The organism is Pseudocitrobacter sp. 73 (assembly GCF_008369545.1).
Taxonomy (GTDB): Bacteria; Pseudomonadota; Gammaproteobacteria; order Enterobacterales; family Enterobacteriaceae; genus Pseudocitrobacter; species Pseudocitrobacter vendiensis.
The window spans coordinates 20,983-40,214 of the sequence record NZ_VTZO01000011.1 but is presented as its reverse complement, the minus strand read 5'-3'; the positions used below and the strand labels follow the sequence as shown (position 1 = coordinate 40,214).

The window sequence follows — 19,232 nt, the reverse complement described above, 5'->3', positions numbered from 1 at the left end:
CCTCGCTTTTGTGATTGAATTCAATCAAACAGAAATCCGACATCTACGTACCATGGCCTAATTTTATAATTTATCCGGGTAGTTAATAACTTTAGCTTGCTCACATTTAATCAAATGTGATTGAATATAATCAATCTCATCATAAACAACCCGGAGTGATGATGGAAAAGGGAATCAGTGAACCGCGCATTCTCGTTGTGGCCGATGATTTCACAGGGGCTAACGATGCAGGGGTGAGCCTGGCACTGGCGGGTCATACGGTCGATGTGGCCTTTGAAACGCCTTATCGCGGTGATGCCAGCGTATGGGTGATTAATAGCGACAGTCGGGCGATGAATCCTGAACAGGCAGCGAAAAAAATCACCACGCTGATGGGCAATATCCGCTTAGCGCAAAAAACACCGCTCATTATCAAGAAGATAGACTCCACGCTGCGTGGCAATATCGGCGCTGAAATTGATGCGTTGATGAATGCCTGTGGTGTAAAAGGCGCAATTGTCGCTCCGGCATACCCATTGGCAGGGCGTACGACCGTTGGCGGAGAGTGTCGGGTGAATGGCGTTCTGTTAACAGAAACTGAGTTTGCCAGCGATCCGAAAACGCCGGTCAAGCATGATCGTGTGACCGACATTATTCAGATGCAGACGGCTATACCGTGCTGTCCTGTCACGGTGTCTGACCTTGGTCATTTTGCCCGCGAACATCCCTGCATTGGCGTGGTGGATGCGCAGACCGATAGCGACCTGGATCATATTGTTGAGGCAGTGATGCAGGCCGAACAACCGCTATTGCTGGTGGGTTCCGCTGGTATTTGTGATGCCATTGCCCGGCGCTTGTCTGTCACCCCGCCACGTCGCGTGCTGGCCATTATGGGGTCAATGAGTGAAATCGCTCAACGGCAGATCGCCACACTTAACACGCATCCCCGCACCACGCGCATTCACGTCGATGTGGACACTATTCTGGCGGGGGATATTCATCGCTATGAAACACGCATTGTGCAGGCGTTAAGACAGGGAGAACACTGCCTTGTTCACACCTGTGCCGATTCAGTGGCGAGACACAACATCGACACGCTTTGCCAGCGCTGGCAACTGGATCGTGCTGCGCTTGGTGAAAAGATTTGCCAGTGTCTCGGCGAACTCACCCGGCAAGTACTGCTTCGCACAACGCCGGATGCGCTTTATCTCTCGGGTGGAGATGTTGCAATGGCAACCGCCAGCGCGTTAGGCGCGAGCGGGTTTCGTATTACGAGAAACGTGGCGCAATGCGTTCCATACGGGCACTTTCTGGGCGGCGTCTGGTCCCGTCCGGTGATGACGAAAGCAGGTGGATTTGGCGATGAGACCACATTGCGTCAGGTTCTGAATTTTATCGAGGAGAGAATGAGTGAATAATATTATTGCGGTAACGATGGGCGACCCGGCGGGTATTGGCCCGGAGATCATTATTAAATCCCTGACCGATGCCGGGCTTTCTGGTGCGCCGGTGGTGGTGGTAGGGTGCGTTCAGACGCTGCGGCGTATACTCGCTATGAATATTACCCCGCAGGCAGCGTTGCGTGTTATCGATAAAATCAGTGACGCAACGTTTAAGCCTGGTGTTATCAACGTGATTGACGAGCCCCTGGAAAACCCGGACGCATTGATGCCTGGCGTTGTGCAGGCTGCTGCAGGGGATTTAGCCTACCGCTGCATCAAGCGTGCCACGGTGCTGGCGTTAGCGGGGGACGTGAAAGCGATCGCGACTGCGCCATTGAATAAAGAAGCTCTGCATCTTGGTGGCCACAACTATCCGGGCCATACGGAATTACTGGCGCATCTGACGGGTAGCAAAGAGTTCGCTATGGTGCTCTATACCGATAAACTCAAGGTTATCCATATTTCGACCCATATCTCACTGCGTAGATTCCTGGATACACTGAACGGTGAAAGGGTGAAGACGGTTATTCGCGTTGCAAACCACTTCCTGAAACGCGTTGGCATTGAGCGTCCGCGTATTGCCGTGGCAGGTGTGAATCCTCACGCCGGGGAACACGGTTTATTTGGCTCTGAGGAAATTGAGATTATCGCGCCCGCGATTGCAGCAATGAAGGCCGAAGGTATCGATGTTACCGGCCCGTGTCCGCCGGATACCGTATTTATGCAGTGCCACGACGGATTGTACGATATGGTGGTCGCTATGTACCACGATCAAGGGCATATCCCGCTGAAACTGCTGGGTTTTTATGATGGTGTCAATATCACCGCCGGGCTGCCCTTTATCCGAACTTCCGCTGACCACGGCACCGCGTTTGATATTGCCTGGACAGGAAAAGCCAAGTCTGAGAGCATGGCTGTCTCCATCCAGTTAGCAATGCAGATTTCGCGGGAATAAAATGAAGGGATATAACCGGTTAGAGCAGATAATGGATTACCTGAAGAGCCACAATCTGGTCACCGTTGATGAGCTGGTGGGGGTAACGGATGCATCACCGGCCACGATTCGTCGAGACCTGATTAAACTCGATGAGCAAGGTGTTATCAGCCGCACCCACGGCGGTGTGACCCTGAACCGGTTTATTCCTGCCCAACCCACAACTCATGAGAAAATGCAGCGCAGCCTGGCAGAAAAACACGCCATTGCCACTGCTGCTGCGTCGATGGTTAAAGCGGGGGATTCTGTCGTCCTTGATGCCGGTACGACAATGATTGAACTGGCTCGGCAGATTACCCATTTACCGCTTCGCGTGATCACAAGCGACCTGCATATCGCGCTCTTTCTGGCGGAATTCAAACAGATTGAAGTGACCATTATTGGAGGGCGTATCGATGACTCCAGTCAGTCCTGCATTGGCGAACATGGCCGAAAATTGCTGCAAAATACCTGGCCGGACGTGGCATTTTTAAGCTGTAACGGCTGGGACCTGGAGAAAGGAATTACGGCACCCACAGAAGAGAAAGCAGCGCTAAAGCGAGACCTTATCGCGCATGCTTCTCGCAAAATTTTGCTGGCCGACAGTTCTAAATACGGTGCATGGTCACTGTTTAATATCGCGCATCTTGATGAACTGACGGAGATTATTACGGATAATCAGCTTGATGAGCAGGCGCGTAGCGCGCTGCAAGCACTTCCAACCCGGTTAATCATTGCTGACTAACCGGGGATCTTTTCTAAGCCGCGGCATTGATCGTAAAATCGAAATGAATGGCCTGATAGGGGAATTGGGTACCACTTTCACCGCGGACTAATAATCCGCTGTTCAATAATGCCGTTACATCCGTGTGCACACCCTTAACATCTCGCCCGACGAGTGAAGCAATTTCACGAATGGTAAGTTCCTGGCGTCCGGCCATGGCTTGTAAAATTGTCATGCGGTTGGGGGACAGAACTTTGTGCATAACGGCCCAGGAAGGAAAAGAAATCACATCGCTTTTGCTATTTTGTTCACCTTTTGAGGCAGCGTGCATAGCAGACATAACGTCTTTCGAGAAGTCGTTCATGCTCTCGATCTTGATGGTTACGGTACGCATATCACCTCCGTTCATTGCGAATAATTTCAACGTCTTTCAGGAAATCGTTAAAGAGTTGCTCAATACTTTCAAAATGGGTTGAGATTTCCAGCTGACCTATATGTTTGTGATCTCCTTTCCCTCTCTCGTTGTCATAACGCATGACACAAATCCCTGAAACAATATAAGCCATACTGTACTTGTAATAGTGAGTCGACCCGGAAACATTGGGGTCGACTTCCCATATAAGGATCTGAATAAACTCATTTTCATCCAGATAGCGCGTAAATTTTTTAAATAGAGTTGCCGTCATTCCGTTGCCCTCCCTGCGTGTTGTAATTATCACCAACACATCTTATGTTGTCAACTATTACAACAAGAGGCAGTAGCTAGTCATTAACATCCGATGGTTCATCCAGCAATTCAATAAACGCCTCTAACTGGCGGCTTTTCGCACCACGTCGCCAGACCAGCCAGGTCGTCAGCCAGCGCCATTTCTCTGCCAGCGGCCAAGCCTCGACCTGGTGATGTCCGGGCATACTTTCCAGCATACTGCGCGGCATCAACGCTAATCCCGCTCCGGCTATCACGCAGGCCAGCATTCCGTGATAGGACTCCATTTCGTGAATTCTACCTGGCGTTGCGTGATCCGCCTGAAACCAGCTCTCGAAATGGCGGCGATAAGAGCAGTTGGCACGAAAGGCGTAAATGCTCGTGCCGTTGACGTCGCTGGCGCGGGTAATTTTAGGGTGCCCATTCGCCGCGACGATCATCATCTCTTCCCGATAAACCGGCATGCCTTCCAGGCCCGGATGCATCAACGGGCCGTCAACAAACGCCGCACTCAACGAGCCTTCTAACACGCCGTCGATCATGGTTCCGGAAGGGCCGGTCGCCAGATCAAACTGAATCTTTGGGTAACGCTGGTTATAGCGAGCCAGCGTTTCCGGAATGCGAACGGCGGCGGTGCTTTCCAGCGCGCCGAGGGAAAATAAACCCTGCGGTTCATCGCCGGCGACCACCATACGGGCTTCATCGACCAGCGCGAGGATCTGCTGGCTGTAGCGCAAAAAACTGTGTCCGGCGGGGGAAAGGCGTAAGCGCTGGCTTTCGCGAATAAACAGTTCTACGCCCAGATCCGCCTCCAGTTGGCGAATACGGGTGGTGAGATTCGAGGGCACGCGGTGCACAACCTGTGCGGCCTGGGTAATGCTGCCGGTTTGCGCGACGGCGTTAAACATCTCAAGTTGCGTCAGGTCCATGGTATTCTCAATTCGTGAATGATTGGCTTAATATTATTCAGTTTTCATAAAGACAACAAGCGTCCAGAATGACAGCATCACATCACCGGATAAGAGAGAAGAGAATGACTTCACCTGCAACTCACGCAATTTCCATCAACCCGGCTAATGGCGAAATACTGTCGGCGTTGCCGTGGGCGACAACCGCACAGGTCGATGAATCTATCGCCCTTGCCGATGCTGGCTATCGACAGTGGCGTAATACATCCGTCACGGCGCGCGCAGAGGCGTTACGTGCTGTTAGCCGCGTACTGCGTCAGCGTGGCGAAGAGATGGCACAAATGATGTCTCGCGAAATGGGCAAACCGATTGCTCAGGCCCGTGGAGAAGTTACGAAATCAGCCAGCCTTTGCGACTGGTACGCCGAGCATGGCCCGGCGATGCTGAATACCGAATCCACGCTGGTGGAGGATAACAAAGCCGTTATTGAATATCGTCCGATGGGGCCGATTCTGGCGATTATGCCGTGGAACTTCCCGTTGTGGCAGGTGTTGCGCGGTGCGGTGCCGATTCTGCTGGCCGGGAATAGCTATCTGTTAAAACACGCGCCTAACGTTATGGGCAGTGCGGAACTGATCGGCAAGATCTTCAACGAAGCGGATCTTCCTGCGGGCGTTTTCGGCTGGGTGAATGCCACCAATGATGGCGTGACGCAGGCGATTAACGACGTGCGTATCGCCGCTGTGACAGTAACGGGAAGCGTGCGTGCAGGCCGTGCGATTGGCGCTCAGGCCGGCGCTGCGCTGAAAAAATGCGTGCTTGAACTGGGCGGTTCCGATCCCTTTATTGTGCTGAACGATGCGGATCTCGATATCGCGGTGCAGGCGGCCGTTATCGGGCGTTATCAAAATACCGGGCAAGTTTGCGCTGCAGCGAAACGCTTTATCGTTGAAGCCGGGATCGCGGATGCCTTTACGCGCCAGTTTGTCGCGGCAACCGAGCAACTGAAAATGGGCGATCCGCTGGACGAGCAAAACTATTTAGGCCCAATGGCGCGCTTTGACCTGCGTGATGAACTACATCAACAGGTGCAGGCTACGCTTGCTGAAGGGGCGACCCTGCTGTTAGGCGGCGAAAAGATGGCCGGAAACGGTAACTTCTACGCGCCGACTGTACTGGGGAATGTCACGTCTGACATGACGGCATTTCGTCAGGAGATGTTCGGCCCGGTCGCGGCAATTACCGTGGCGCGCGATGCCGACCATGCTCTTGAACTGGCAAACGACAGTGAGTTTGGTCTTTCAGCGACTGTGTTCACTGCCGATGACGCGCAGGCGCAACGCTTTGCCGAACAGCTTGAATGCGGCGGGGTATTTATCAATGGTTACAGCGCCAGTGACGCGCGCGTGGCTTTCGGCGGCGTGAAGAAAAGCGGATTTGGTCGAGAACTGTCGCATTTTGGTTTGCATGAATTCTGCAACGTACAAACGGTGTGGAAAGACCGTCGATAATTTCGACAAAGGATTATCGATCAACGCGTAAACAGGGAAGGCGCGGCGTAAGATGGGTGTGGGTGCTTGAGGCTATCTGTCTCAGGCATTTGCAGGATGGCAGATAGAGAAAAGCCCCGAGTGATTTTTCAATCAACCCGAGGCCCCCTATATGCTCGACACATGTAGAGTGCCTCTTACAGACCGTAAGGTCAAGGAAAAGAGCGCTATGAAACAGTACAAAGGGATGTTACTGGCCCTGGTCATCATCTGTGTTTCCGCCAATGTGGCGGTGCTGGTCATGAGAAAAGATCTCTGTGAGGTCCACATCCGAACTGGCCAAACGGAGGTTGCTGTTTTCACGGCGTGCGAGTCCGCGTAAGAGCACCGGCGGGGAGCGATCCCCGCCACGCTTTGTGTGTCAGGCATATCCACAACGCACCCAATTTTTCATCAGCCCGCTTCGTGCGGGCTTTCTTATGTTTCATCCATCATGCTCTGTTATACTTGCAGGCCGGAAATAGCCTGCGGGCAAGGAGTAGTAAGTGACTACGGTCATCGATAATGACATGCTGGCGTCGATTTTAGCCGACGTCAGGCCGCTGATTGGGCAAGGTAAGGTGGCGGACTATATTCCGGCACTGGCCCAGGTGAGCGGTAACAAGCTGGCGATTGCCATCAGCACGGTGGATGGCCAGCACTTCTCGGCGGGTGATGCCGACGAACGTTTTTCCATCCAGTCCATCTCGAAAGTGCTCAGTCTGGTGGTGGCGATGAACCACTATTCGGAAGACGAAATCTGGCAGCGCGTCGGGAAAGATCCCTCCGGTCAGCCCTTTAACTCACTGTTACAGCTGGAAATCGAGCAGGGTATTCCGCGTAATCCGTTCATTAATGCGGGTGCCCTGGTTGTGTGCGATATGTTGCAAGGGCGTTTAAGCGCGCCGCGCATGCGTATGCTGGAGATTATCCGCACCCTGTGCGGCGTTGCGGATATTACCTATGATACGGTAGTGGCACGTTCTGAGTTTGAGCACTCTGCGCGTAACGCGGCGATCGCCTGGCTGATGAAATCCTTCGGTAATTTCCATAATGATGTGGCGACGGTGCTGCAAAACTATTTTCACTACTGCGCGCTGAAAATGAGCTGCAACGAACTGGCGCGGGCATTTTTGTTCCTGGCGAATCAGGGCCGGGCACCGCATATTCACCATCCGATTATTTCACCGATGCAGGCGCGGCAGGTTAACGCCCTTATGGCGACCAGCGGCATGTATCAGAATGCCGGTGAATTTGCCTGGCGCGTTGGGTTGCCGGCAAAATCCGGCGTGGGTGGCGGTGTGGTGGCGATCGTGCCGCACGAGATGGCGATTGCTGTCTGGAGCCCGGAACTGGACGAAGCCGGTAACTCACTGGCGGGCGTCGCGGTTCTGGAAAGATTAACGCAAAAGATTGGACGTTCAGTGTACTAATGGTTCCTCTCGATAATTTGTTCACACGTCTGGCGCGCTCACCATTTCGCAGCCGTTTTAAACTCGGCGTAAAGGAGCGGCAGTATTGCTATGACAAGGGCCCCGATGTTATCGACAGTCATGCTGCAGATTTCGTTGCATCCCGACTTGCCCCGGCTCAGCCAAAAAACGATGGCAAGCAAACGCCAATGCGCGGGCATCCAGTTTTTATCGCCCAGCACGCCACGGCGACCTGCTGCCGTGGCTGCCTGGAAAAATGGCACAATATTCCGACGGGCACGCCACTTGATGACGCTCAACAACACTATATCGTCGGCGTCATTCACCACTGGCTGGTGATTCAAATGAATAAGCCGCAATCATAAGTAAACACGATGACGGCAACTCTTGTGTCGTCACGCGCTGCCAGCGATAGTGGCATGAAATTCACTCTGGAGAGTTTCATGAGCCCGTCATTCACCGTACGTACGCTATCGCGTGACGATATTCTGCTGCATCTCAACGACCTGACTGACATTCTGATTAACTGCGTAGAAGGTGGCGCGTCGGTGAGCTTTATTCTGCCTTTTAGCCGGGATAAAGCGCGGGCATTCTGGCAACGTACCGCTGCGAGCGTGGCGGCGAATGAACGTATCTTACTTGCGGCGCTTAATCCGCAGCAGCGGATTGTCGGCACCGTCCAGCTTATTATCGATCAACCCGAGAACCAGCCGCATCGCGCGGATGTTGCCAAGCTGCTGGTCCATGAAGATGTCCGACGTTTTGGTATAGCAAGTCAGTTGATGGCGCATCTGGAAACGGTGGCGCGTGATACAGGCAAGAATGTGCTCGTACTTGATACCGCTTCGGGAAGCGGGGCGGAGACGTTCTACCAGCGTGCTGGCTGGCAAAAGGTGGGTGAAATCCCGCGTTATGCACTGATGCCTGCAGGGGAGTTAACCGCGACCAGTGTGTTCTATAAATTCCTCTGAATTATGAATTAGTCCTCACATTTTGATCAAAACAGGGTTTCATTGTCTAAAAATCTGGTAAGTTATTACACCAATTCCACCAGGTTGTATGACTAATTAAAAAGGAAACGATTGTGAAGACTCTGAACCGCCAGGACTTCCCCGGTGCGCAGTACCCTGAACGTATCATTCAGTTTGGCGAAGGTAACTTCCTGCGCGCATTCGTTGACTGGCAGATCGACCTGCTGAACGAACACACCGATCTGAATGCCGGTGTGGTGATTGTTCGCCCGATCGCCAGCGATTTTCCGCCGTCACTCAGCACGCAGGATGGCCTGTACACGACCATCATTCGTGGCCTGAATGAGCAGGGCGAAGCCGTAAGTGATGCGCGTCTGATTCGTTCGGTTAACCGTGAAATCAGCGCTTATGCTGATTACGACGCTTTCCTGAAACTGGCACACAACCCGGACATGCGCTTTGTCTTCTCGAACACCACGGAAGCGGGTATCAGCTACCATGCAGGCGATAAATTTGATGATGCGCCAGCCGTAAGCTATCCGGCTAAACTGACCCGTCTGCTGTTTGAGCGCTACACGCATTTTAACGGCGCGGCGGATAAAGGCTGGGTAATCATTCCTTGCGAACTGATTGACTATAACGGTGACGCGCTGCATGAACTGGTGCTGCGTTACGCACAGGAGTGGGCGCTGCCGGTGGAATTCGTGACCTGGCTGAATGAGTCCAACACCTTCTGTTCCACCCTGGTTGACCGTATTGTTACTGGTTATCCACGCGATGAAGCGGCGACTATTGAAGCGGAACTGGGTTACAAAGACGGCTTCCTCGATACCGCAGAGCACTTCTACCTGTTCGTCATTCAGGGCCCGAAATCGCTCGCCAGCGAACTGCGTCTCGACAAATTGTCGCTCAACGTTCTGATTGTTGACGACATCAAACCGTACAAAGAGCGTAAAGTTGCGATTCTGAACGGGGCGCACACAGCGCTGGTTCCGGTTGCCTACCAGGCCGGGCTCGATACGGTCGGTGAGGCGATGAATGATGCGGAAATTTGCGCATTCGTTGAGAAGGCGATTTATGACGAGATTATCCCGGTGCTCGATTTACCGCGCGATGAGCTGGAGTCTTTCGCCAGCGCGGTAACGGGGCGTTTCCGTAACCCGTATATCAAGCATCAGCTGCTTTCTATTGCTTTGAACGGAATGACAAAATTCCGTACCCGTATTCTGCCGCAGCTGCTGGCAGGGCAGAAGGCGACTGGCAAACTGCCTGCACGTCTAACTTTCGCCCTGGCGGCCCTGATTGCGTTCTATCGCGCAGAGCGTAACGGTGAAACATATCCGGTGCAGGATGATGCGCACTGGATTGAACGTTATCAGCACCTGTGGGCGCAGCATCGTGATCAGTTGATCAGCACCAGTGAGCTGGTCAAAGCCGTACTTTCTGTGAGTGAGCATTGGGAACAAGACCTGACTCAGGTTGTCGGTCTCGTTGAGCAGGTATCACTGGATCTCGACGCGATTCTGCTTCAGGGAATGCGTAAAGCCGTTCAGCCTTTGTGCTAATGGCATGATAACCAGACCCGGCGATGGCCGGGTTTTTTATGTACCCTAATTAGTTACAACATACATAATATCTCTTTCTTTAATCCATACCGAAGCATCGTGCATTAACATTTTTAGCAGGAGTGGAAGGAGAATGATTATACGCGACAGCCGAGCAAACTGCTTGAATATGTGATCGCAATCACGTTTAATAAACAAGTTTTTAACTTAATCGATAACTCTATGATCGCGCGTCCTCATCAACACTGGCTGCCTCGCATTCTTGTCTGGCACGGTTCGGTGCTCCCCAAGATTTACTCTCGCTTGCTACTTAATTTCTTGCTCTCCATTGTGGTGATTGCGATTTTGCCGTGGTACACCTCGCTGGGTATCAAGCTCACTGTCGCGCCATTCAGTATTCTTGGTGTCGCCATTGCTATCTTCCTGGGCTTCAGAAATAACGCCTGCTACGCCCGTTATGTCGAAGCGCGGTTGCTGTGGGGGCAATTGATGATTGCTTCACGCTCCTTGCTGCGGGAAGTCAAAAATACGCTTCACGACGAACCCAATATTGCGGATTTTACCCGGCTGCAAATCGCGTTTGTTCACAGCCTGCGCTTGTCATTACGCCGCCAGCCAGCGGAAGCGGTGCTAGCGAACTATCTTGATGACAAACAGCTGGCACAGGTTCTGGCCGTTCAAACACCTGCAAACCGTATTCTTCTCATGATGGGAGAGTGGCTGGCCGTTCGTCGCCGTGAAGGTAAACTGTCGGACATTCTGTTTCACAGCCTGAATAACCGGCTTAATGATATGTCGGGCGTACTGGCCGGATGTGAGCGTATCGCCAATACGCCAGTGCCTTTTGCCTATTCGCTGATTCTGCACCGCACCGTTTATCTGTTTTGCATCATGCTGCCGTTCGCGCTGGTTGTCGATTTGCACTATATGACGCCGTTTGTGTCGGTGTTGATCTCGTATACGTTTATCGCGCTGGATACGCTGGCGGAAGAGCTGGAAGAACCGTTTGGTATGGAAGATAACGATCTGCCGCTGGACGCTATCTGCAACGCGATTGAGATAGAGCTTCTGCAAATGAACGATGAAACCGTGATCCCGGCAAAACTGACGGCGGATAAGCATTATCAGCTCACATAGTGTGCAAAAGTAAAATAGGGGGACGCAGCCGTTTTTTATTGGCATACTCGTATTCATAACCTGTTACGTTCGGCTTATGATGGTCACGTAGCATTAAGAAATCATTAAGGTTTTCCGTGTTAGATAGTCATAACCGGCATAAGGAGAATCAAAATGGAAAAAAGAATCGAAACCGCAGTGAACCTGATCATCTTCATTTCACTGTTTGCCACCGCCTGGGACTTATCGTTAGTCCAGGACTTCTCCTGGTAAAGCCTCCTGGTTCACTCCCTCGTTCGACAGGAACGAGGGAATCTCGCGACGTCCTCATCTCTAAATTACCCAACCAATATTAATGCCAATTTATTTAATTACATAACTAAATAAACCTGTAATTATATAATAGTGCTAAAAATGTTGTAGATATTTTAAAATAACGTAAAAATGCTTTACTATATTTATTCATGTTTCATCAATGCTATGTGAAATTACTATTATGCCTGCAATTAAAAAGACAATTATCTCACTCACCTCTGTGGCGCTGTTTGTCAGTTCGGCAACCTGGGCTAATTCTGAAACCTCACAAAAAACCGATTTTCTGCTGATTGGCGGCGGTATTATGAGTGCCTCTCTGGGCACGTGGCTCCAGGAGTTGCAGCCAGACTGGAAGCAGGTCATGGTCGAGAAACTCGACGGCGTGGCCCTGGAATCTTCCAATGGCTGGAATAACGCCGGTACGGGTCACTCCGCGAATATGGAGCTGAACTACACGCCTGAACGTGCGGATGGTTCGATTGATGTCAGCAAAGCGCTGGATATTAACGAGCAGTTTATGATCTCGCGTCAATTCTGGACGGCGCAGGTGAAACGTGGCATTTTACGTGAGCCGCACTCCTTTATTAATTCCACGCCGCATATGAGTTTTGTCTGGGGCGACACCAACGTTAATTATTTGCAAAAGCGCTATGATGCGCTGCAAAAAACCACGTTGTTCCAGGGGATGAAATTCTCCACCGATCACCAGCAAATTCAGCAATGGGCTCCGCTGGTTATGCAAGGCCGCGATCCGCAGCAAAAAGTGGCCGCGACCTGGACACCCGCCGGTACCGATGTGAACTACGGTGAAATTACCCGACAGCTGATCGGCAGCCTGAAAAAAAGCCCGAATTTCTCTTTGCAAACCTCGTCTGAAGTGACGGAGTTTAAACGCAATGGCGATAACTCCTGGCACGTGACAATTAAAGATGTGAATAACGGTAAAGAGCACGCGATTGACGCCAAATATGTGTTTATCGGTGCAGGCGGTGGGGCGCTGAAATTACTGCAAAAAACCGGTATCCCTGAGGCTGATAATTATGCAGGGTTCCCGGTTGGCGGATCTTTCCTGATGACGGAAAACCCGGCTATCACCAAAGCGCATTTGCAGAAGGTCTATGGCCAGGCGTCCGTTGGCGCGCCGCCGATGTCTGTACCGCACATTGATGCGCGTTTCATCGACGGTAAACGTGTGGTGCTGTTTGGGCCGTTTGCGACGTTCTCCACCAAGTTCCTTAAAAATGGCTCGTTCTTCGATTTGCTGAGCACTACGACAACCAGCAACGTGATGCCGATGACGCACGTGGGACTGGATAACTTTGACCTCGTCAAATACCTGATTAGCCAGGTTATGCTGAGCGATGACGACCGTTTTGCCGCGCTGAAAGAGTACTATCCGCAGGCGCGTAAAGAAGACTGGAAACTGATTCAGGCGGGGCAGCGCGTGCAGATCATTAAGAAAGATGAAGACAAAGGCGGCGTACTGAAGCTGGGTACGGAAGTGGTTGTTGACCAACAGCGTACCATTTCTGCGTTGCTGGGCGCGTCTCCGGGCGCATCGACCGCTGCACCTATCACCCTGAACGTGATCAAGAAAATGTTCCCGGAACAGTTCAGTTCGGAACAATGGCAGAGCAAAATCCGCGCGATCGTGCCAAGCTATGGCCAGGAACTGAACGGTAACAGCGCGTTGACGCAACAGGTATGGGACGATACCGCTGCGACGCTGCAACTGGTTAAGCCTCCGGTCATTCAAATGAATGCTGAAGAAAGTGACAATGTCACGTCTAAGGCAGCACAGCCGCAGCCGGAAGCGTCTCCGCAGCACGATATGGCGCTGTAAAATTACCTGATGCGCTGCGCTTATCCGGCCTACAAGAATTCTGCGCTATTTTGAATTAGCGCTATTTTGTAGGCCGGATAAGGCGGTTACGCCGCATCCGGCAATAACAAAGCGCACTTCGTTAGCAATCTGATGTACGGCTCACATAACCCCGGTGGCGTATTGCTCCACCGGGGTTATTTTTTTGATGAGCTTGTTATCAAATAAAAACTGCTCGTAATGCTCATAGCGGGCTTTATCCAGCTTTGCCGGATCTTGCGCAAAGAGCGGCAGCGTTTTCATCCATGCCTGCTGATTCAGTTCGGTATTCAGCTCAGGATGCAGGCCGGCGAACGTTTTCCAGCTTTCCTGTGGATGAGCATGCAGGTAGTTGCTGCCTTTTTTCAATGCTGCGAGGAATTTTTTAATCTTCGGTTCTTCAGCCGCGTCTTTATTCGCCACCAGAATCAGTTCATCGTAGGCGGGTACGCCGTAATCCTCGACGTTAAACACCACTGGTTCTTTCCCCTGAAGTTGAATCTCCAGCGCTTCGATGTTGCGATAGCCGCCAATCACCGCGTCCACTTTTCCGGTCAGCAGGGCACTGGTTAGCTGGAAGTTAACGTTGATAAGTTTCACCGCATCCGCTGGCGTATTGCTATGTTTCAGCATGGTAGCCAGTGTAGCCTGCTCGATGCCACTGACGGAATAGCCCACGCTTTTCCCTTTTAAATCAGCAGGTGATTTAATATTTTTATCCAGCGCAATCACTGTATTCAGCGGCGTATTAATGAGTGTGCCCACCCGCATTAGCGGTAAGCCCTGGTCGGCAAAGAAGTGCAGCTGCGGTTGATAGGTGATCGCCAGATCCGCCTGTTTTGCCGCCACCAGGCGCGGAGGAAGCGCCGGATCGGAAGGCGGGATAATCGTGACGTCGAGGCCTTCATCTTTAAATGCCCCGATTTGCTGTGCCACCATCACGGGGGCGTGGTCCGGGTTAATATACCAGTCCAGTACCAGTGTGACTTTCTCCAGTGCCCAGGCGTTTGGCGAAAGGGTGCTGGCAATAATCAGCGCAGAGAGAGCAGGTTTTAGCATTTTTGTTGTCATCGTAGTTTTCTCAATGGTTATCCGGAACCCAATAAATCAGGCGATGTAACAGGGCATCGATGATCATCCACAGCGAGATGGTCATCAAAACGAGTATCAGAAGGGCGGCGAAACAGATATCACTCTGCATGCGCGCGTTGGCGTTGAGCATCACGTAACCCAAACCTTCCGCCGAACCAACCCATTCGCCAATGATGGCGCCGATGGGCGCAACGGCTGCCGCCATGCGCAGGCCGGAACCAAAGGCAGGTAGGGCAGCCATTAACTGCACATGACGAAGCAGCGCCCAGCGTGACGCTCCCATGGTGCGGGCCAGGTCGAGATAATCGCCACTCACCCGGCGCAAACCGTCAAACAGCGCCGAGGTGACCGGGAAGAAGATAATCAACACCGCCATGGTGACCTTAGCGCTCATACCAAACCCAAACCACAGCACCAGTAGCGGAGCGAGGGCGAAGACCGGGATCGCCTGGCTGGTTAATACCACCGGCATTACCCAGCGCTGAAGACGGGGAGAAAAGACCATGCACAGCGCCAGAATCGCTCCAAGCAGTACACCAATCACCAGGCCACTGGCGATTTCCGATAGGGTGATCAACGTGTGCCAGCCGAGGTAACGACCATTGTCGTGCAGGGCCTGAACGACCGCCGTGGGTGAGGGCAGCAGGAATGACGGGATAGAGCCGAGCGTCGCCAGCCACCATAACCCCACTAAGCCTGCAAACAGCGTCATCCCACGCCAGATACGTGATAAGAAAATCATTGTGCCCCCCGAATGAGTTGTTGCATAAGCTCACGTTGGCTCTGGATAACCAGAGGATCGTCAAGCTCGCGTGGCGGTAGGCCAGCCATTACGTGGGAGGCATCGATGCCGCCAGGATGTTTCGCCAGAACCAGAATGTGATGACTCAGGCGGCAGGCCTCTACGGGGTCGTGTGTGATCAGTAACACGGTACGGTCAGCCAGCAGTTCCGCCGCCAGCGCTTGAATCGTGGCGCGGGTAATCGCGTCCAGCGCGGAAAATGGCTCATCCATCAGGACAATAGGCTGCTGTTCGTAGAGAGTTCGGGCGATGGCGGCGCGCTGGCGCATCCCGCCGGATAACGTCTGCGGAAGGGCGTGGCCATAACTGCTTAGCCCAACACGCTCAAGCAGCTCTTGCGCCCATTCGCGATCGGCTTTTTCTCCGCGTAAACGTGCACCCAGGCAAACATTCTCTTCAATGGTTAACCACGGATAGAGCAGATCGCGTTGCCCCATCCAGGCGATTCGGCCTGCAAGCGGGCGACCATTTTCATCCGTCACGCTACCCGATGTGGGTGCGGCCAGCCCGGCGACAATGCGCAGCAGGCTGGTTTTACCCACCCAGCAAGGAGACAAAATGCCCTGCCGGGAGAGTCACGTTCAGGTTCTCGAATATTGTCTTTTTGCCATAACGCAGCGTAAGATCTGTCAGCCTGATCGCGGGGGATTCATTCACTGACTTCATGATTTCGCGTTCAACCCCATTTGCCAGAACGCGCTTTCCAGCCGGGTGGCGGTGGTGAAGATAGATGAAAGTTCAGCGATACGGCTTTCTCCCCCGCGCTGGGCCGCCAGATTTTCAAATAGCGTCAGAGAGGCTTGTACGCCTGCCAGATAGTCCTCATCACCATAGTTCCGGATCCACGGCGCGTAAGGATTACCCTCAAAGACGGTCGCCGGATCGTTGAGCAGGCGCAGGCCTATTTCCGCATAGCCTGCCACGCACGGCATCAGTGCGGTGAGCAGATCAAGCACATCGCCAGAATGCCCCACATCCAGCACGTAACGGGTGTAGTTCACCGTTTCGGCGGCTTCTTCGACCTGCGTAACGTCGGACTCCGTTAATCCCCATTGCTGGCAGTAGCTGATATGTAGCGGCAGTTCATTGAGAATGGCATTCAGTGATGTCGTCGCCGTGCGCATCTCCGGTAGGTTTTGCAGTTTGCTCACCAGCAGTGCGTAGGCGCGGGCGAAATGAACTAAAAACAGGTAATCCTGGGTGAGGTATCGGCGGAACGCAGGTTCAGGCAGGGTGCCATCACCCAACTGCTGGACAAATTCGTGCGCGACGTAATCGTGCCAGTGGTGATCCGCCAGCATACGAAGGCGTCCATAAAGACCGGTTTCAAACAGGGGTAAAGACATAGGACCTCCAGTCAATAAATGGAGATCCGGGCGCAATGAGGGAAGAACAGGAATTGGCTGTGTAAATAGATGGCTAACCCGTCCCTTCGCTGGCATGACCCAGATCAGGTTCTAAGGGTTCGGCTTGCGCCATCTCAGCCCATTACTGGACACCCCTCGGACAGGAGGTTTTATACGATATTTTTTCTGTGAATACAACGAGGGGGGAACGCTTACCGGAATGACTTCCAGCAAGCGTGCTGTTATCAGGCTTTAGGAATGCGTAAAGTCTGGCCGGGATAAATTTTATCCGGATGAGAAAGCATCGGGCGGTTGGCTTCAAAGATTTTGTTGTACAGATTGGCATTACCGTACACATTTTTGGAAATCGCGCTCAGCGTATCGCCGGACTTCACGGTGTAGTAGGTGGCTTCATCCGCGCTATCGGCAGCGGTGATGTTATTCTCAACTTCACTGACGCCGGCAACGTTACCGACGGCGACCTGAATTTTCTCTTTCTCTTCCTGGGTTAGCCCATCACCGGTGACGCTGGCTTTCCCGTCGACGACCGTCACCTGAACTTTATCCGCACCCGGAATATTGAGTTTCTTTAAATGCTCGGTAACTTTTTCGCCCTGGTCCTGATGCGAATCCGTCAGTTTGTCCCACAGTTTTTCACCTGCTTCTTTCACGAAGTTAAACAGTCCCATATCCGTTCTCCAGTAAAGAATGTCAGGGTAAGCATAGCAGATGAGGTGCGCGACGCCGGGTTTGCGTCGCGCACAAAAGGCGGGATTAATGGCCCCAGCGGGTTTTCAGATAATTCACCGCCTGGCGGGTTTGCGGTTGATTGAGATTATCTTCGCGGAACAGAATCGTCCCGTTGATTTCCGGGATTGATTCATTGAGATCGATCTGCTTACTCAGCTCGGGTACACCGCCATTCACCGCCCAGTCAGGTTCTTTTTTCGACGGTTCGCCCACTTTATACAGCGCCACGCCAATATACAGCCGCGTTTTGGTCGGTTTCACCACATCCGCCCACCATTTCGCCAGCACATCATAGCGCGCGGCATCGCGGGCAAATGGCCAGTAGAGCTGCGGGGCAATGTAGTCCAGCAAGCCCTGTTGCACCCAAAGACGAGTATCGGCATAAGACTCATCGTAGGCGGCCGCACCGCGCGTATCTGACCCTAAAGGATCGTGCGAGCGGTTACGCCAGACGCCTGCCGGGCTGACGCCAAACTCGACGTCGGGCTTCAGCTGCTTAATGGTGCGTGAAACCTGCTCGATAAGCTGTTGCGTGTTATGGCGTCGCCAGTCGGCTTTTGACGCATATTGCTGGCCATACTGCCGCCAGGTCTGGTTATCGTTAAGCGTTGAGCCGGGCGTTTCGGTATAGAAGTAGTCATCAAACTGCACGCCATCGACCGGATATTTTGCCACCACTTCCGCCACAACACTGGTTATCCAGTCGCGCGCTTCCGGGATTCCGGGGTCAAGGACGAAGCGATCGCTTGATGTGCGGATCCAGTCGCGATGCAGGACAAAAATACTGGCGGGCTGCTGTGAGAGCGTGCGATTCAGCTCAGCTACCGTTGATGGTTTGGTGTTGGTTGTCACCCGGTACGGGTTAAACCAGGCATGTACTTTCATGCCGCGCTTATGGGCTTCATCCAGCATAAACTGCAATGGATCGTACCCGGGGTTCTCGCCAATCTTGCCGGTTAAGGTATCGGACCACGGCAAAATTTTGGAATCCCACAGGGCGGTGCCATCGGGTTTTACCTGGAAAAATACGGTATTGATACCGAGTTGTTTCAGGTTATCGAGCTTTGCCGTCAGCGCTTCTTTCTGTTTATTGATGCGAATGGCGGGGCTGCTGATATTGACTGAGTTAACTGGCGGCCAGTCGAGCCGCGAGACCGTGGCCAGCCAGATACCGCGCATCGGTTCATTACTCTGCTGCGTTTTACCGGCGGGCTTTGATGTGTTGCCTGGCGATGTAACAAGTGAACTCGGTGGCTTAGACGAACAACTGACAACAAGTAATGCCGCGGCAACCAGCGTGCCTAGTTTTTTAACCTGAGTGACCGGGGAGACGCCCCGCAAAGAGATGATCATAAACGCCCGTTTTCTACTAGTCCCTTGAGAGGCGATATTCTCTTACGATTTGCAGGGGAAGGGAATCAGATCTTATCGTCACGCCCCTGCAACCACGGGTTAAATCCGCCGTCCTGAGGTTCATCGTCTTCAAGGGAATCAAGATAGAGCGCTTCAACTTCCGCTCGCGCCCACGGCGTGCGGCGTAAAAACTTGAGGCTGGATTTCACGCCAGGGTCATTCTTAAAACAGTTAATGTTTACCAGTTTGCCCAGTTTTTCCCAACCGTAGCGAGCCACCAGGGCATTAATTTGCATCTCCAGCGTAACGCCGTGCAAAGGATCTTTCGAATGTTGAGCGGTCATGAATATCCGATAAAGTGTGCGCA

20 protein-coding genes, 1 pseudogene and 1 riboswitch are annotated in these 19,232 nt (G+C 52.7%); of the genes and pseudogenes, 11 read left to right on the top strand and 10 right to left on the bottom strand.

Features of this window, described 5'->3' with window-relative positions:
* The first annotated feature begins 161 nt into the window (after nt 1-161).
* The 3 genes from F0Q32_RS13450 to F0Q32_RS13440 are packed head-to-tail and all read left to right on the top strand — an operon-like array spanning nt 162 to nt 3,139.
* Complete coding sequence (locus F0Q32_RS13450; protein WP_149463481.1) at nt 162-1,397, top strand: four-carbon acid sugar kinase family protein; 1,236 nt, start codon at nt 162-164, stop codon at nt 1,395-1,397.
* Nucleotides 1,390-2,376 (top strand): D-threonate 4-phosphate dehydrogenase, encoded by a 987-nt coding sequence (locus F0Q32_RS13445; protein ID WP_149463480.1) that lies wholly within the window; start codon nt 1,390-1,392, stop codon nt 2,374-2,376. Before F0Q32_RS13450 ends, F0Q32_RS13445 begins: the two co-directional genes overlap by 8 nt.
* 1 nt (nt 2,377) lies before the next feature.
* Entirely contained in the window at nt 2,378-3,139 is a 762-nt protein-coding gene (locus tag F0Q32_RS13440) for a DeoR/GlpR family DNA-binding transcription regulator (RefSeq protein ID WP_149463479.1), read from the top strand.
* Nucleotides 3,140-3,152: 13 nt separating this feature from the next.
* Here the strand turns inward: F0Q32_RS13440 and F0Q32_RS13435 are convergent, their stop codons facing one another.
* The 3 genes from F0Q32_RS13435 to F0Q32_RS13425 all read right to left on the bottom strand — a co-directional run bounded on the left by F0Q32_RS13435 (nt 3,153) and on the right by F0Q32_RS13425 (nt 4,753).
* Entirely contained in the window at nt 3,153-3,512 is a 360-nt protein-coding gene (locus F0Q32_RS13435; protein WP_149463478.1) for a glycosyl transferase family 1, read from the bottom strand.
* Nucleotide 3,513: 1 nt separating this feature from the next.
* The gene (locus F0Q32_RS13430; RefSeq protein ID WP_149463477.1) at nt 3,514-3,804 is read right to left on the bottom strand and encodes a DUF6516 family protein; all 291 of its coding nucleotides are present in this window, start codon (nt 3,802-3,804) and stop codon (nt 3,514-3,516) included.
* Nucleotides 3,805-3,880: 76 nt separating this feature from the next.
* On the bottom strand, nt 3,881-4,753 hold the full coding sequence (locus F0Q32_RS13425) for a LysR family transcriptional regulator (RefSeq protein ID WP_149463476.1): 873 nt from the start codon (nt 4,751-4,753) through the stop codon (nt 3,881-3,883).
* A gap of 104 nt (nt 4,754-4,857) precedes the next feature.
* Here F0Q32_RS13425 and sad point away from each other — a divergent pair, with 104 nt between their 5' ends.
* The 8 genes from sad (at nt 4,858) to mqo (ending at nt 13,504) form a co-directional block, all read left to right on the top strand.
* A complete protein-coding gene (gene sad / locus F0Q32_RS13420) occupies nt 4,858-6,243 on the top strand; it encodes a succinate-semialdehyde dehydrogenase (RefSeq protein ID WP_149463475.1) in 1,386 nt (461 codons plus the stop codon).
* 208 nt (nt 6,244-6,451) lie between these two features.
* Complete coding sequence (locus tag F0Q32_RS13415) at nt 6,452-6,604, top strand: Hok/Gef family protein (RefSeq protein ID WP_223145802.1); 153 nt, start codon at nt 6,452-6,454, stop codon at nt 6,602-6,604.
* A 163-nt stretch (nt 6,605-6,767) separates the two neighbouring features.
* Nucleotides 6,768-7,694 (top strand): glutaminase B, encoded by a 927-nt coding sequence (gene glsB, locus F0Q32_RS13410; protein ID WP_149463473.1) that lies wholly within the window; start codon nt 6,768-6,770, stop codon nt 7,692-7,694.
* Nucleotides 7,694-8,059 carry a DUF4186 domain-containing protein gene (locus tag F0Q32_RS13405; protein ID WP_149463472.1) on the top strand — a complete coding sequence of 122 codons (366 nt, stop codon included), beginning with the start codon at nt 7,694-7,696 and terminating at the stop codon, nt 8,057-8,059. The genes glsB and F0Q32_RS13405 overlap by 1 nt, the downstream gene beginning before the upstream one ends.
* Before the next feature lie 78 nt (nt 8,060-8,137).
* Entirely contained in the window at nt 8,138-8,665 is a 528-nt protein-coding gene (locus F0Q32_RS13400; RefSeq protein ID WP_149463471.1) for a GNAT family N-acetyltransferase, read from the top strand.
* Nucleotides 8,666-8,778: 113 nt separating this feature from the next.
* The gene (locus F0Q32_RS13395; RefSeq protein ID WP_149463470.1) at nt 8,779-10,230 is read left to right on the top strand and encodes a tagaturonate reductase; all 1,452 of its coding nucleotides are present in this window, start codon (nt 8,779-8,781) and stop codon (nt 10,228-10,230) included.
* A 222-nt stretch (nt 10,231-10,452) separates the two neighbouring features.
* Nucleotides 10,453-11,367 carry a bestrophin family protein gene (locus F0Q32_RS13390; RefSeq protein ID WP_149463469.1) on the top strand — a complete coding sequence of 305 codons (915 nt, stop codon included), beginning with the start codon at nt 10,453-10,455 and terminating at the stop codon, nt 11,365-11,367.
* A gap of 475 nt (nt 11,368-11,842) precedes the next feature.
* The gene (mqo, locus tag F0Q32_RS13380; RefSeq protein ID WP_149463468.1) at nt 11,843-13,504 is read left to right on the top strand and encodes a malate dehydrogenase (quinone); all 1,662 of its coding nucleotides are present in this window, start codon (nt 11,843-11,845) and stop codon (nt 13,502-13,504) included.
* Nucleotides 13,505-13,645: 141 nt separating this feature from the next.
* Here the strand turns inward: mqo and F0Q32_RS13375 are convergent, their stop codons facing one another.
* The 7 genes and pseudogenes from F0Q32_RS13375 to F0Q32_RS13345 form a co-directional block, all read right to left on the bottom strand.
* Nucleotides 13,646-14,581, bottom strand: a complete 936-nt coding sequence (locus tag F0Q32_RS13375) for an ABC transporter substrate-binding protein (protein WP_149463534.1) — start codon at nt 14,579-14,581, stop codon at nt 13,646-13,648.
* 22 nt (nt 14,582-14,603) lie between these two features.
* Nucleotides 14,604-15,356, bottom strand: a complete 753-nt coding sequence (locus F0Q32_RS13370) for an ABC transporter permease (protein WP_149463467.1) — start codon at nt 15,354-15,356, stop codon at nt 14,604-14,606.
* Nucleotides 15,353-16,082 (bottom strand): annotated as a pseudogene (locus F0Q32_RS13365) (ABC transporter ATP-binding protein). The gene F0Q32_RS13370 and the pseudogene F0Q32_RS13365 overlap by 4 nt, the downstream one beginning before the upstream one ends.
* Nucleotides 16,079-16,762 (bottom strand): thiaminase II, encoded by a 684-nt coding sequence (gene tenA / locus F0Q32_RS13360; protein WP_149463466.1) that lies wholly within the window; start codon nt 16,760-16,762, stop codon nt 16,079-16,081. The pseudogene F0Q32_RS13365 and the gene tenA overlap by 4 nt, the downstream one beginning before the upstream one ends.
* Nucleotides 16,763-16,826: 64 nt before the next feature.
* Nucleotides 16,827-16,929: riboswitch (TPP riboswitch) on the bottom strand.
* A 78-nt stretch (nt 16,930-17,007) separates the two neighbouring features.
* Nucleotides 17,008-17,451 carry a peptidoglycan-binding protein LysM gene (lysM, locus tag F0Q32_RS13355; RefSeq protein WP_015964406.1) on the bottom strand — a complete coding sequence of 148 codons (444 nt, stop codon included), beginning with the start codon at nt 17,449-17,451 and terminating at the stop codon, nt 17,008-17,010.
* Nucleotides 17,452-17,536: 85 nt separating this feature from the next.
* Entirely contained in the window at nt 17,537-18,865 is a 1,329-nt protein-coding gene (locus F0Q32_RS13350; protein WP_149463465.1) for a glycoside hydrolase family 10 protein, read from the bottom strand.
* Between the two features lie 65 nt (nt 18,866-18,930).
* Complete coding sequence (locus tag F0Q32_RS13345; protein WP_149463464.1) at nt 18,931-19,209, bottom strand: VF530 family DNA-binding protein; 279 nt, start codon at nt 19,207-19,209, stop codon at nt 18,931-18,933.
* Nucleotides 19,210-19,232: the final 23 nt, after the last annotated feature.

Coding starts and splice junctions, on each gene's coding strand:
- F0Q32_RS13375 (WP_149463534.1), bottom strand. CDS start 14,581: ATGCTAAAACCTGCTCTCTCTGCGCTGATTATTGCCAGCACCCTTTCG.
- F0Q32_RS13390 (WP_149463469.1), top strand. CDS start 10,453: ATGATCGCGCGTCCTCATCAACACTGGCTGCCTCGCATTCTTGTCTGG.
- F0Q32_RS13450 (WP_149463481.1), top strand. CDS start 162: ATGGAAAAGGGAATCAGTGAACCGCGCATTCTCGTTGTGGCCGATGAT.
- F0Q32_RS13345 (WP_149463464.1), bottom strand. CDS start 19,209: ATGACCGCTCAACATTCGAAAGATCCTTTGCACGGCGTTACGCTGGAG.
- F0Q32_RS13430 (WP_149463477.1), bottom strand. CDS start 3,804: ATGACGGCAACTCTATTTAAAAAATTTACGCGCTATCTGGATGAAAAT.
- tenA (WP_149463466.1), bottom strand. CDS start 16,762: ATGTCTTTACCCCTGTTTGAAACCGGTCTTTATGGACGCCTTCGTATG.
- F0Q32_RS13415 (WP_223145802.1), top strand. CDS start 6,452: ATGAAACAGTACAAAGGGATGTTACTGGCCCTGGTCATCATCTGTGTT.
- lysM (WP_015964406.1), bottom strand. CDS start 17,451: ATGGGACTGTTTAACTTCGTGAAAGAAGCAGGTGAAAAACTGTGGGAC.
- F0Q32_RS13440 (WP_149463479.1), top strand. CDS start 2,378: ATGAAGGGATATAACCGGTTAGAGCAGATAATGGATTACCTGAAGAGC.
- F0Q32_RS13370 (WP_149463467.1), bottom strand. CDS start 15,356: ATGATTTTCTTATCACGTATCTGGCGTGGGATGACGCTGTTTGCAGGC.
- F0Q32_RS13425 (WP_149463476.1), bottom strand. CDS start 4,753: ATGGACCTGACGCAACTTGAGATGTTTAACGCCGTCGCGCAAACCGGC.
- F0Q32_RS13350 (WP_149463465.1), bottom strand. CDS start 18,865: ATGATCATCTCTTTGCGGGGCGTCTCCCCGGTCACTCAGGTTAAAAAA.
- F0Q32_RS13405 (WP_149463472.1), top strand. CDS start 7,694: ATGGTTCCTCTCGATAATTTGTTCACACGTCTGGCGCGCTCACCATTT.
- sad (WP_149463475.1), top strand. CDS start 4,858: ATGACTTCACCTGCAACTCACGCAATTTCCATCAACCCGGCTAATGGC.
- mqo (WP_149463468.1), top strand. CDS start 11,843: ATGCCTGCAATTAAAAAGACAATTATCTCACTCACCTCTGTGGCGCTG.
- F0Q32_RS13435 (WP_149463478.1), bottom strand. CDS start 3,512: ATGCGTACCGTAACCATCAAGATCGAGAGCATGAACGACTTCTCGAAA.
- F0Q32_RS13400 (WP_149463471.1), top strand. CDS start 8,138: ATGAGCCCGTCATTCACCGTACGTACGCTATCGCGTGACGATATTCTG.